Source organism: Reyranella sp., from assembly GCF_036558665.1.
GTDB lineage: Bacteria > Pseudomonadota > Alphaproteobacteria > Reyranellales > Reyranellaceae > Reyranella.
In genome coordinates this window covers 1-11,500 of record NZ_DATBFE010000004.1, presented here as the reverse complement: position 1 = coordinate 11,500, position 11,500 = coordinate 1, and the positions used below count along the sequence as shown (strand labels likewise).

The following is an 11,500-nucleotide window of genomic DNA, read 5'->3' as shown; positions in this document are numbered from 1 at the left end:
TTACGGAAACTGCGGGGCGCCATAGGGATAGAACCGTTTCAGGTCTACGTGCTCATAGGGCAATCCGTCCAGTCTCACAGTTCCGAGATACGGCGGGTCAGGTTCGACCAGCAAAATCGTCCTGGCGAAACCGCTGTCGTCGAAGCCGCGGCGGAAGTGCACCCGGGACTTGATCGCGATCACCTTGAACTGCGCGAGGTCGAAGTCCGGTCCCTTGAGCTGCGACGGCTCCATGATCTGGGTGAGATAGCGGCTGAGGAGCAGCACATTGCCGCGGCCGAAGCCGACGCTGACCCACAGCATGCCGAAGGCGTTGGTCACGCCCACGACCTTGCCCGTGAGGCGCACCGGAGGACCGGCCGACTCGTCGACCCGGCCGCCGACCTCCATGTCGAACGGATCGCCCGCCCTCACGTCCTTGGCCGCGAGCGCGTCGATCGCCCTGGCGTCGGCGATGGTCGCGATCAGCACGTCCGAGAGATCCTGCGCGATCACTTCCTTCAGCACCCAGGTCGCGTAGCCCGAGCGGTCGCTGTGATCGGCCAGCACGACCGGAGTCTCACCGCGCCCCACCGCCTCCTTCGCGCGCCTTACGCCCTCGACGATGGGATAGACGGTCGTCGATTGGAGCAGCGCCTCGCGCCGCCGCCAGGCCCAGGCCGCCAGGTCGTCCGCCACGGTGCGGGCAAGCGGCGGTTTGCCGTTGGTCATGACCTGGATGGTCATTCCCACATCCGGTACATCGGCGAAGGGAAAGCCGAAGAAGACATTCACATAGACGTCGGGCTCGCGTGCCTCCCAGACGAGCGCGCGCTGCACCAGGTCCATCCATGGCGAGGCGCCCGTCCATTGCAGCACGGTGGGCGAGATGATCGGCACCTTCACCGTGACGGTGCTGGGCCTGTAGTCGCCGCGGATGGCGCGGATCAGCATGCGCGCCGCACGCTCGCCCTGCAGGTGGCTGTCGTAGTGCGGGAAATACTTCACCGTGAAGGCCATGTCGGCCTCGCGCAGGAATTCCTCGTCCTCGTTGCCGTGCGGATCGAAGGTGCCGACGATGAAGACCTTGCGGCCCACGACCTCGCGCGTCCGTCGCGCGATATCGGCCTCCGGCCGCGCCACGCCACGAACAGCCATGGCGCCGTGCAGGCTGAGATAGACGCCGTCGAACGGCCCCTCCTCATCGAGGCCTGCAATCATCTTGCCGAGAAAGGTCTCGTAGGCCTCGGTCGTGATCCAGCCCGAGCCGGTGCCGGTGCGCGGCCACAGCGGCGACTCGACTCCCACCAGCTCGACTCCCTCATGTTCGCGCGCCACCTTCACGAAACCGCCCATGTAGGACTTGGGGTCGTAGGCGAGCAGGGCCTCGCCCATGGCGGGCGAGCCCGGGTAGGTGAAATCCTCGAGCGTCGTGTCGTTCTTCAGGAAGGTCACCGTCTCGTGGGCGAAATGCAGGACAGCGATCCGAATCGGCTTGCGGGTCATGCCGGCGAGTTTGGTGCAGATTGGAACCGGGATGAAGCGTCGACTGGCGGCAGAAGCGTCGCCCAGCTTATCCTCGCCTCAAGAACGAGAAAGGGACATGCCATGGCAAACCGCGTCATCGACGCCGATGGCCATATCTGCGAACCGGCGGCAGTGTGGAACGAATATGTCGACAAGCGTTACCGCGATCGCACGATCCGTGTCGAGCGCGACAAAGACGGGCGCGACTGGGTCTCGATCAACGGCGTCGTGCGGCGCAATCTGCGGCCCGCGGCGGCGTGCGTGCCCTGGGGCATGGACGATCCGAACAACGTGCCGACCTGGGACGACATCCTGCCCGGCTCCTATGACGGCGGCGCGCGAGTGAAGGTGCTGGAGGAGGAAGGTATCGAGCGCAGCCTGCTTTATCCGTCCCTCTACCTGATCCAGGGCGACGTCGACGATCCGGCGGTCGCCGCCGCCACCTGCTACGGCTACAACGAGTGGATCGCCGACATGTGCCGCGACGGGCGCGGCAAGCTCGATGCCGTCGGCATCGTGCCCTTGCAGGACGCCGTGTCGGCGGCGCGCGAGGTCGAGCATATCGTGCAGCTCGGCCTGAAGGGCGCCTGCTTCCGGCCCGAACGCTATAAGGGGCTGGCGCTGTACGACGAATCGCTGAAGCCGTTCTGGGAGCGGATCGCGAGCAATGGTCTATTTGCCGCCGTCCACGGCAGCTTTGGCGCGCTGATGCCGAGCTTCGCGACCGGCCGCTACGACAATCTCTTCTTCAGCCACATGATCTGCCATCCGTTCGAGCAGATGGCGGCATTGCTCGACATCGTGGCGGGGGGCGTGCTCGAGCGCCATCCCAGGCTACGGGTGGCATTTCTCGAATCGGGCCTCGGTTGGCTGGAATACTGGCTCGACCGGCTCGACGGTCATTTCGAGTCGATGCACCAGCATGTGCCGTGGATGAAGCGCAAGCCGAGCGAGCTGTTCCGCGAGCAATGCTTCATCTCGATCGAATCGGACGAGGCGCATCGCCTGCCGCGGCTCAAGGAGCTCGGACTGGATGGCTGCGTGTTCTGGGGTGCTGACTATCCGCACTATGATTGTACCTACCCCGGGGCCGTTGCCGACCTCGAGGAGCAGCTGGCGCTGCTCGACCCGGCACTCGCCGAGGGCGTGCGGTGGCGGACGGCGGAGCGCTTCCTCAGCCTCGCTTGATCGCGCTCAGTTGCCGACGGAACAGGTCTTCTTCATCTCGGCGCAGACCCGCATCACCGCCGCAACGACGCGCGAACTCGTCGGATCCTCGCCGCGGCCGGCAGTGCCGGCGATCATGAGTTGCGAGACCTGGTCGCTGAGCGCGATCACGTTCAGCGTCGCCGTGCGGTCGCCTTCCGCCGCCTGCAGGCGCATCCCGCTCGGGTCGACCATCATGAGCCGGAGCGCCTTGTTGTTGCGCGCGTGATCCAGCGCCACGGCGAACACCTTGTCGGCCGGCGCCTCGAGGATCACCGTGGCGAAGTCGTAGCCTGGATGGCCATTCTGGCCCTGCTCCGCCATGTGGTGAATGCGTTGCGCCGCCTTGCGCGCGACGAACACCCATTGCGCCTCGGCCGGCGCCAACGGCAGGACCGTGAGCAGCGCGCCGGCGGCCAGCGACAGGGCGGCAGAGAGCCGCGCAGATCTTCTCTTCACGATGGCATCCCCCTCGGCTCGTACCGGAAGAGGATACAGGATTCTCAGCGCGTGGGGACCGGGCGCTCGCCCGAATAGTCGTAGAAGCCGCGCTTGACCTTGCGGCCGACCCAGCCGGCCTCGACGTACTTCACCAGCAGCGGGCAGGGCCGGTACTTCGAATCGGCCAGCCCCTCGTGGAGCACCTGCATCACCGACAGGCAGGTGTCGAGCCCGATGAAGTCGGCGAGCTCGAGCGGGCCCATGGGATGATTGGCGCCGAGCTTCATGCCCGTGTCGATCGCCTCGACATTGCCTACTCCCTCATAGAGGGCGTAGACCGCCTCGTTGATCATCGGCAACAGGATGCGGTTGACGATGAAGGCGGGAAAATCTTCGGCATTGACCGGTTTCTTTTCGAGCTTGATCACCACGTCGCGCACGGTGCGGAAGGTCTCTTCTTCCGTGGCAATGCCGCGGATCAGCTCGACCAGGCCCATCATCGGCACCGGGTTCATGAAGTGCATGCCCATGAACTTGCCCGGCCGATCGGTCACCGAGGCGAGGCGCGTGACCGAAATCGACGAAGTGTTGGTGGCGAGCAACACGTTCGGAGGCAGGCCGACACAGACCTTCTTGAAGATCTCGCGCTTGATCGCCTCATTCTCGGTCGCCGCCTCGACGATCAGGTCGCAGTCTGCCAGCACCTTGTAGTCGGTGGCGACCGCGATGCGCCGGAGGCCCGAGTCCTTGTCTTCCGGCCGGATCATGCCGCGACCGATCTGCCGGTCCATGTTACGGCTGATATTCTCGACGCCGGTGTCGAGATGCGGCTGATCGATATCGATCAGCCGGATGTCGAAACCCTTGAGCGCGCACACATGGGCGATGCCGCTGCCCATCTGTCCGGCACCGATGACGCCGATGCGCTTGATCATGACCGATACCCCTGCGGCTATTTCTTCTCGACCGCGGCTGTGAGCTCGGGGACGATCTGGAACAGGTCGCCGACGATGCCGTAGTCCGCCACCTGAAAGATCGGCGCTTCCTCGTCCTTGTTGATTGCGACGATCGTCTTGCTGTCCTTCATGCCGGCGAGATGCTGGATCGCGCCGGAGATGCCGATGGCAATGTAGAGATCGGGCGCCACGACCTTGCCGGTTTGGCCGACCTGGTAGTCGTTGGGCACGTAACCCGCATCGACCGCCGCGCGGCTGGCGCCCAGGCCCGCACCGAGCTTGTCGGCAAGCGTCTCCAGCATCTTGAAGTTTTCGCCGCTGGCAAGCCCGCGTCCGCCCGATACGACGATTTTGGCCGAAGTGAGCTCGGGCCGCTCGCTTTTGGAAAGCTCGGCCCCGACATACGAGGACAAGCCCTTGGCGCCCTCGCCGCCGACCTGCTCGACCGGAGCCGAACCGCCGCCTGCCACCGCCTTGAAGTTGGTCGGACGAATGGTGACGACCTTGATCTTGTCGGCGGTCTGCACGGTCGCCATCGCATTGCCGGCATAGATCGGCCGCACGAAAGTGTCGGGCGAGACGACCTGGATCGCTTCGGAAACCTGCGCCACGTCGAGCAGCGCCGCCACGCGCGGCGCCAGGTTCTTGCCGACGGAGTCGGCCGCCATGACGATATGGCTGTAGTTCGGCGCGAGCTTCACGACCAGCGGCGCGATGTCCTCGGCCACCCAGTTGGCGTAGGCGGCATCCTCCGCCTGCAGCACCTTGGCAACGCCTTGCAGCGCCGCCGCGGACTTGGCCGCCTCGCCGCAGTTGCTGCCCGCCACCAGCACAGTGACATCGGACCCCATCTGGCCGGCGGCGGCCACCGCGTTGGCAACGTTGGCGCGGACCGTTTTGCCGTCGTGCGCGGCAACGACGAGAATTGCCATGATCAGATCACTCCCGCTTCGTTGCGCAGCTTGTCGACCAGTTCGGCCACCGTCTTCACCTTGATGCCGGCCTTGCGCTTGGGTGGCTCCTCGACCTTGAGGACCTTGAGCCGAGGGCTGATATCGACCCCCAGCGCATCGGGCTGGAGCGTCTCGATCGGCTTCTTCTTGGCCTTCATGATGTTGGGCAGCGAGGCATAGCGCGGCTCGTTGAGGCGCAGGTCGGTGGTGACCACCGCCGGCAGCTTGATCTTGATGTTCTCGAGGCCGCCGTCGACCTCGCGTTTCACCTCGGCCGTGCCATCCGCGACATTCAGCTTGTTGGCGAACGTGCCCTGCGACCACCCGAGCAGGGCAGCCAGCATCTGGCCAGTCTGGTTGGAGTCGTCGTCGATCGCTTGCTTGCCCACGATCACGAGGCCCGGCTGCTCCTTCTCGACCACGGCCTTCAGGAGCTTGGCGACGGCAAGCGGCTGCAGCTCGGCATCGGTCTGCACCAGGACGCCGCGATCGGCGCCCATGGCGAGCGCGGTACGGATGGTCTCCTGGCATTGTGCAGGGCCGGCGGAGAAGGCGATGATCTCGGTCGCTGCCCCCTTCTCCTTCATGCGAATCGCCTCTTCCACGGCGATCTCGTCGAAGGGATTCATCGACATCTTGACGTTCGCCGTCTCGACGCCCGTGTTGTCGGCCTTGACGCGGATCTTGACGTTGTAATCGATGACCCGCTTGACAGCGACCAGCACTTTCATCGCGTTGCGCCTATTGGTGAGTTGTGGCCGGGCAACCTGTCCGGCGAAGGGGTTTTCGTGTAGGGGCGTTCAGCCGATCATGTCAAGGCTATGGCGCGCTGCACAAAATCGCACGACGGAAGAAATTAGAACGCGCTATCAATATGTTAGAAGCCGTCCTCAATGCAACTGCAGCACCTGTGGGGCTTTGAAAGATCGCGCGATGTGCTCGGTCTGACATTCATCAACCGCCCTTGCCCGGTATCCAAAGGATATCGGCCGCGCCGTTGTCATTCAGCCGGCGCGCGAGCACGAACAGGTGATCGGACAACCGGTTGACGTACTTGACGGCCTCGGGATTTACCGCCTGCTCGGCGGCAAGCGCCGTCATGCGCCGCTCGGCGCGACGCGCCACGGTGCGCGCGAGATGGAGCCATGCCGAGGCCTCGCTGCCACCCGGCAGGATGAACGACGTGAGCGGCGCCAGTTCGGCGTTCATCGCATCGATCTCGCCTTCCAGGCGCTTGGTCTGGGTCGCGACGATGCGGAGCACCCCTTCTCCACGCTTGGCATCGATGGTGCAGAGATCGGCGCCGAGATCGAAAAGATCGTTCTGGATGCGTTTCAGCATGTCGTCGACATGCGCTCGATGAGCGTCGTTCCTGAGAGTGCGATCGACCGCAGCACGTGCCAGGCCAATCACCGCATTGGCTTCGTCGACAGTTCCATAGGCTTCCACGCGTGGATCATGCTTGGCCACGCGCTCGCCGCGGCCAAGCGAGGTCTCGCCCGTGTCGCCGCCCCTGGTATAGATGCGGGTCAGCTTGACCATCGTGTCAGCTCTTGGTCATCCACCAGAACACGATCAGGATCAGCGTCAGCATCTGCAGCCGCACGCGCCACCACATGAGCTTGTTGCTGCCCCGGGCCCTGTCGATGCTGTCGGCCGGACCGCGCGCCATGCCGACGAGGCCGGCGAACAGCACGCCGAGCGTCGACAAGCCCGAAACGATCACCAGGACGAAGAAGATCTCATTTGCGAGCTTCATGTGGATACCCAAAAGTTTGTGGTCCAGGCGACGCGAGGGCTGGCGCAGGATCAACGATTGTGACGCCCTGCGCCAGTGCGGGCCCCGGCCCAGGGCCGGTTTTCCCGCGACGGAGTTTGGCCGGTGGCCTTTTGAAATAACGCCTCCGCGGTCTGCTCGGCCGACCACAAGGCGGCGTGCACGGTACCGTACTCGACCGGCTCCGTCGCCTCGCCGGCGAAGAAGACCCGATCGCCCAGGGGTCGCGCATGGACCTCGCGGTCCTCGGCCGCGCTGCCGACCGCGGGGTAGCTGTAGCCGCCGCGCGACCAAGGGTCGCTGAGCCAGCGCGGATAGGCCACGGCGTCCGGCTCGGGGACATCATGGCCAAACATCTCGCGCAGCGAGTTCATCGCCAGGCCAACGACTTCCGGCTCCGCCTCCGACCGGTCGAGCCGCGCCGCCGTCGCACCGTTGGCGAAGCTCAGCAAGATGGGCAGGCCCGTTTCATAATGGTGGCTTACCCAGGTATTGAAGGTGCCGCGCCGGTCCGGCGCATCGGGCAGCCGGCCGAACCATTTCGGCCGGTCAGGCCAGAAGCGGCGCGGGAAGCGAAGGTAGATCTTGCCCAGAACGCCCGCACCATAGCCCAGTCGACCGATCGCCTGCTGCTGATTGTCGGGTGGTGGCGGATCGAGCACCGGCAGGCCGGCACGCAACAAGCCGATCGGCACCGTGATCACGGCGCGTTTCGCCTCGACCTTCTCGCCGCTCAGCAGAAGCGCTGTCACACCCGAGTCGCTCCACGCGATGCGCTGGACCGGCGCGCTCAGTCGCACCTCGAGGCCGCGTGCGGCGTCCTCGAGCAGAGGCAGGAAGCCGCCCCTGGGCTGCGCGTTCCGATCCAGTCCTTCGACCGGCCACCATTCTTCGGCGGAAATGGCCTCGTAGGGCGCACCCTGCACGCCTTCGCTGCCTTCGATGAAGGTCGCGATCATCAGCTTGTCGATCTGCGGCAGCCATGAAGCGTGCAGCAGCGGATCGACGGCGTCCTTCACCGAGACCGAGCGCGGACCCTTCACGCCAGCCATCGCCTTGCTCTTCCAGCTCGCCCATTCCATCGCGGTCCTGAAGGCCGCACGGCCCAACGGCACGCGCCGTCGCTGCCCCTCGCGCGTGGGAGCGGTGGCACGCTTGTCGATCAGTAGGCGATCGCCCTGCGATTCGACCAGTTCGATGCCCACCTTCTCGCACCACAGCGCCAGCGGATTGCCGTCGAGGCCATGCACCCACGAGCCGCCGAGATCGAGCGGCGCGCCGAGCGAGCTGTCGGTCCAGACGCGGCCGCCGAGCCGGGCCCGCGCCTCGAGTACCGTCACGGCAAAGCCGCTGTCGTGCAGCAGCCGCGCCGCCACAAGCCCCGCCATGCCGGCGCCGACCACGACCACGCGCTCGGCCTTGCCCGTTCCCATCGACCACGAGGCGGTCATGCGAGGACGAGCTTGGGCAGTTGCGCCATGTCCGTGAACAGGCATCCTCCGGCCGCCGCGAGTCCTTCGCGGTCCGCATGTGGTGCGCCAGCATAGGCGAGTGCCTTCATGCCGGCGGCGCAGGCGGCTTCGATGCCCGGCACCGAATCCTCGACGACCACGCTCTTCCCCGGCGCCTCCTTCATCGACCGCGCGGCGTGCAGGAAGAGATCGGGGAACGGCTTGCCGCGCGGCACCTCGCTGGTGCTGTACACCCGGCCGCCGAACAGATCCCACAGGTCCGTGAGCCCGAGCGTGAAGCGCATCTTCTCGACCGAGCCCGAGCTTGCCACGCAGGTCTCAAGGCCCGCCCCCTGGAGGGCGAGCACCGCGTCCTTGACGCCGGGCACGGGCTGCAGCGGTGCGTCACGAAAGCTTTGATAGGTGACCGCCTGCATCTTCTCGACGAAGTCGTGCGGCAACTTGCGGCCGAGCTCGGCCTCGACGATCTCCACGCACGACTTCAGCGAGCGGCCCATCAGCCGGCGCATCGTCTCCTCGACGCTCCAGTCGAGGCCATGCGCCTTGAGCGCGCGGGAAAAACTCGCGTTGGAAAGCGGCTCGCTGTCGACCAGCACGCCGTCGCAATCGAAGATCACCAGCAACCGTCATCGCCCCGGGGCAAAGAACCGTCCATACACGGAACGGTCTCGGGACGACAACTGCGCTTAGTAGGGCTTGTCGCCCGCGACGGTCACCCGGTTGCCGCTGCGGGTATGGGGCCAGTAGTCCCACATGGCGCGGTGCTGCACACAGCGATTGTCCCAGAAGGCGATGGAATTCTCGCGCCAGCGGAAGCGGCACTGGAACAATGGATTCTCCATGTGCTCGTAGAGATAGCGCAGGATGCCCTCGCTTTCGTCGCGCGGCACGCCGACCAGGTGGCGCGTGAAGCCACGGTTGACGTAGAGCGCCTTCCTGCCGGTCACCGGATGGGTGCGGATCACCGGATGCTCGGCGCGCGGATAGCTGGGCTTGTCGGCGACGCCGTAGTTGACATAGAGGCCGCGATAGACCTGCTCGCCGTCATGCACCGCGGTCATGCCCTCGAGATACGTCTTCATGCGGTCCGACAGCGCGTCGTAGGCGGCGTACATCGAGGCGAACAGCGTGTCGCCGCCGCGCGGCGGGCACTGCTTGATGTAGAGGATGCTGCCCATCGGCGGCTCGACGTCGCAACTCACGTCGGTGTGCCAGCCTTCGCCATTCGCGCGCGGGCTGTCCTTGTCGGCATGTATGATCATCAGCTCCGGATGGCCGGCCTCGTGCGGTGCCGCCGGATGGACATGCAGGTTGCCGAACAGCCGCCCGAAGGCCAGGTGCTGGTCGGGCGTGATGCGCTGGTCGCGGAAGAAGATCACGAGGTTCTCGGCAAGCGCCCGGTGCAGCTCGTCCTGCTGGCGGTTGCCGAGCTTGCCGAGATCGATGCCGCCGATCTCGGCCCCGATGATCGGCGTCAGCTTGTCGACGGTGAGGGTCTCGTAGGGCGCGCCCTCGTCCGCCGCCTGGCGAATCCGCGGGCCGGCGTTGCCGCGCAGCGATCCTTGCATGATGTCCTCCTGCTCTTGCATGAAGACTACGCCCGATCGCCACGACAGGCTGCCCGTCCGTCGACAAAGTCCGTATTACGGAATAACCTCTACCGCATGACCGCCGTCGTCGAGCCGGTGCGCCGCAGCCTCGCGATCCTGGAAGCGCTGAGCCGCCGTCCGCACGCCACGATCTCGATGCTCGGCGCCGAGACCGGCCTGCCACGGCCCACTGTGGTGCGATTGCTGCAGACGCTCGTGACGCTGGGCTACGCCACCCAGGTCTCGCGCACGCTGGGCTACCGCCTCACCGATCGCGTGCTGGGGCTCGCCCAGGGCATCCGCTTCGTCGACCATTTCGTCGATGTCGCGGCACCACACATGCGGCGCTTCACGCAGGAGCACGGCTGGCCCCTCTACCTCGGCACCATCAGTCACCGCGCCATAACCATCCGCTATTCGACGGCGCCCGAGAGTCCGATGTCGTTCGAGCGCGCCGCCCTGCAGCGGCGCAGTCCGATCCTCTCGAGCGCATTGGGCCGTGCCTGGCTCGCCTTCTGCTCGACCGAGGAGCGCCGCACCGCGCTGCGCGATCTCGGCGTCGCCTACGATGGCAAGCTCGCCGCCGCCTTCGCCCGCATCCGGCGCGACGGATATGCCTTCACGATCGTGCCGCGCCAGAGCCGCCTGCAGGGCATCGCCGTCGCCATTCGCCAGGACAGGCGCGTGCTGGGCTCTGTTTCCATGCGTTTCCTGCGCTCGGCGATGAGCGAGGCAGAGGCCGGCGCCCGCTACGGAGCGGCGCTCAACGACACGGCCGCCGCCATCGCCGCCGCTGCGGGCGACTAGGCGGGAGTGCGACCCAGGTTGCCGCTGAGGAGATACCCGATCGTGTCGTGACGGAAGGTCCGGGCACAAGACGAGCTTGCCCTCGAGGCCGCCCGCCTCGAGACGGCAGTGTGCTTCGGCGACCTCGTCGAAGGAGATCCGCTTGGCAACGCGCGGCCGGATGGCACGGGCTGCCAGCATGGCGAAGAGCCGTCCCAGGTCCTCGCGGAACCAAGTAGGATGTTGCACTCGCATCGCATTGATCGAGTAGAAACGGACACGCCTCGCTCCCGGCAACCACTTCGAGAGATAGAGGCGTGCCATCCCCATCAGGATGGGGAACATGCGCCGCTGCGCCTGCACACTCGCGGTGTAGCCGTAGGCGCAAAGCAGGCCGCCGTGTTTAAGCGCGGCCAAGGAGCGGCGACAGTCGTCTTCACCGATGCCGTCGAAGACGACGTCGAACCCACCCGGCAGGATGTGTGTGAAGTCCTCGCGCTGGTAGTCGACCGGCGTCGCGCCCAGCTCGCGAACCAGAGCAGCGTGGTCGCCGCGCGCGGTGCCCCACAGCTCGAGCCCGGCCATCCTGCCGAGCGTGAGCAGCGCCTGACCGACGGCGCCGGCGGCTCCCTGCACGAGCACGCGATCGCCGCGCCGCACCCGGGCGGTGCGGTGAAGGAGCTGGTACGCGGTCGTCCAGCTCAAGATCAGCGTCGCCGCTTCTGCCGCGTCGATGCCCGCCGGCAGGCGAGTCAGATGGTCTGCCCGGAGCGTGCGATAGGCGGCATTCGACCCGACGACCGTCATGTCGGCT

13 protein-coding genes and 1 pseudogene are annotated in these 11,500 nt (G+C 66.1%); 3 read left to right on the top strand and 11 right to left on the bottom strand.

All coding sequences use genetic code 11. From position 1 onward, the window contains the following. Nucleotides 1-1,485: a M81 family metallopeptidase gene (locus VH499_RS00610; protein WP_332050733.1), complete on the bottom strand. Its 1,485-nt coding sequence runs from the start codon at nucleotides 1,483-1,485 to the stop codon at nucleotides 1-3. 102 nt (nucleotides 1,486-1,587) lie between these two features. On the opposite strand from VH499_RS00610, the gene VH499_RS00605 reads away from it, so the two are divergent. Next, entirely contained in the window at nucleotides 1,588-2,694 is a 1,107-nt protein-coding gene (locus VH499_RS00605) for an amidohydrolase family protein (protein ID WP_332050732.1), read from the top strand. A gap of 6 nt (nucleotides 2,695-2,700) precedes the next feature. Here the strand turns inward: VH499_RS00605 and VH499_RS00600 are convergent, their stop codons facing one another. The 9 genes from VH499_RS00600 to VH499_RS00560 form a co-directional block, all read right to left on the bottom strand. After that, nucleotides 2,701-3,171, bottom strand: a complete 471-nt coding sequence (locus VH499_RS00600; protein WP_332050731.1) for a hypothetical protein — start codon at nucleotides 3,169-3,171, stop codon at nucleotides 2,701-2,703. Between the two features lie 44 nt (nucleotides 3,172-3,215). Beyond that, nucleotides 3,216-4,088: a 3-hydroxybutyryl-CoA dehydrogenase gene (locus tag VH499_RS00595; RefSeq protein ID WP_332050730.1), complete on the bottom strand. Its 873-nt coding sequence runs from the start codon at nucleotides 4,086-4,088 to the stop codon at nucleotides 3,216-3,218. A 17-nt stretch (nucleotides 4,089-4,105) separates the two neighbouring features. Next, nucleotides 4,106-5,041, bottom strand: a complete 936-nt coding sequence (locus VH499_RS00590; protein ID WP_332050729.1) for an electron transfer flavoprotein subunit alpha/FixB family protein — start codon at nucleotides 5,039-5,041, stop codon at nucleotides 4,106-4,108. Between the two features lie 2 nt (nucleotides 5,042-5,043). After that, nucleotides 5,044-5,793, bottom strand: coding sequence for an electron transfer flavoprotein subunit beta/FixA family protein (locus tag VH499_RS00585; protein WP_332050728.1), 750 nt, complete (start codon nucleotides 5,791-5,793; stop codon nucleotides 5,044-5,046). Nucleotides 5,794-6,016: 223 nt separating this feature from the next. Next, entirely contained in the window at nucleotides 6,017-6,604 is a 588-nt protein-coding gene (locus VH499_RS00580; protein ID WP_332050727.1) for a cob(I)yrinic acid a,c-diamide adenosyltransferase, read from the bottom strand. A 4-nt stretch (nucleotides 6,605-6,608) separates the two neighbouring features. Next, complete coding sequence (locus VH499_RS00575; RefSeq protein WP_332050726.1) at nucleotides 6,609-6,821, bottom strand: HIG1 domain-containing protein; 213 nt, start codon at nucleotides 6,819-6,821, stop codon at nucleotides 6,609-6,611. Nucleotides 6,822-6,871: 50 nt separating this feature from the next. Then, the gene (locus tag VH499_RS00570; RefSeq protein WP_332050725.1) at nucleotides 6,872-8,290 is read right to left on the bottom strand and encodes an NAD(P)/FAD-dependent oxidoreductase; all 1,419 of its coding nucleotides are present in this window, start codon (nucleotides 8,288-8,290) and stop codon (nucleotides 6,872-6,874) included. After that, nucleotides 8,287-8,928, bottom strand: coding sequence for an HAD family phosphatase (locus tag VH499_RS00565; RefSeq protein WP_332050724.1), 642 nt, complete (start codon nucleotides 8,926-8,928; stop codon nucleotides 8,287-8,289). Before VH499_RS00565 ends, VH499_RS00570 begins: the two co-directional genes overlap by 4 nt. Before the next feature lie 69 nt (nucleotides 8,929-8,997). Next, nucleotides 8,998-9,879, bottom strand: a complete 882-nt coding sequence (locus VH499_RS00560) for a TauD/TfdA dioxygenase family protein (RefSeq protein ID WP_332050723.1) — start codon at nucleotides 9,877-9,879, stop codon at nucleotides 8,998-9,000. 96 nt (nucleotides 9,880-9,975) lie between these two features. Here VH499_RS00560 and VH499_RS00555 point away from each other — a divergent pair, with 96 nt between their 5' ends. Continuing rightward, a complete protein-coding gene (locus VH499_RS00555) occupies nucleotides 9,976-10,707 on the top strand; it encodes a helix-turn-helix domain-containing protein (RefSeq protein WP_332050722.1) in 732 nt (243 codons plus the stop codon). Nucleotides 10,708-10,833: 126 nt separating this feature from the next. On the opposite strand, the pseudogene VH499_RS00550 reads toward VH499_RS00555, so the two are convergent. Next, nucleotides 10,834-11,163: pseudogene (locus VH499_RS00550) on the bottom strand (zinc-binding dehydrogenase); the annotation flags it as partial. On the opposite strand from VH499_RS00550, the gene VH499_RS00545 reads away from it, so the two are divergent. Continuing rightward, nucleotides 11,086-11,500 (top strand): hypothetical protein (locus VH499_RS00545; RefSeq protein ID WP_332050721.1); only part of this gene is annotated, 415 nt, incomplete at its 3' end. The pseudogene VH499_RS00550 and the gene VH499_RS00545 sit on opposite strands and share 78 nt — an antisense overlap.

What these genes read in the sequence shown, in the direction of transcription:
- VH499_RS00560 (WP_332050723.1), bottom strand. Translation starts at nt 9,879, where the DNA reads ATGCAAGGATCGCTGCGCGGCAACGCCGGCCCGCGGATTCGCCAGGCG.
- VH499_RS00585 (WP_332050728.1), bottom strand. Translation starts at nt 5,793, where the DNA reads ATGAAAGTGCTGGTCGCTGTCAAGCGGGTCATCGATTACAACGTCAAG.
- VH499_RS00570 (WP_332050725.1), bottom strand. Translation starts at nt 8,290, where the DNA reads ATGACCGCCTCGTGGTCGATGGGAACGGGCAAGGCCGAGCGCGTGGTC.
- VH499_RS00605 (WP_332050732.1), top strand. Translation starts at nt 1,588, where the DNA reads ATGGCAAACCGCGTCATCGACGCCGATGGCCATATCTGCGAACCGGCG.
- VH499_RS00580 (WP_332050727.1), bottom strand. Translation starts at nt 6,604, where the DNA reads ATGGTCAAGCTGACCCGCATCTATACCAGGGGCGGCGACACGGGCGAG.
- VH499_RS00595 (WP_332050730.1), bottom strand. Translation starts at nt 4,088, where the DNA reads ATGATCAAGCGCATCGGCGTCATCGGTGCCGGACAGATGGGCAGCGGC.
- VH499_RS00555 (WP_332050722.1), top strand. Translation starts at nt 9,976, where the DNA reads ATGACCGCCGTCGTCGAGCCGGTGCGCCGCAGCCTCGCGATCCTGGAA.
- VH499_RS00610 (WP_332050733.1), bottom strand. Translation starts at nt 1,485, where the DNA reads ATGACCCGCAAGCCGATTCGGATCGCTGTCCTGCATTTCGCCCACGAG.
- VH499_RS00590 (WP_332050729.1), bottom strand. Translation starts at nt 5,041, where the DNA reads ATGGCAATTCTCGTCGTTGCCGCGCACGACGGCAAAACGGTCCGCGCC.
- VH499_RS00575 (WP_332050726.1), bottom strand. Translation starts at nt 6,821, where the DNA reads ATGAAGCTCGCAAATGAGATCTTCTTCGTCCTGGTGATCGTTTCGGGC.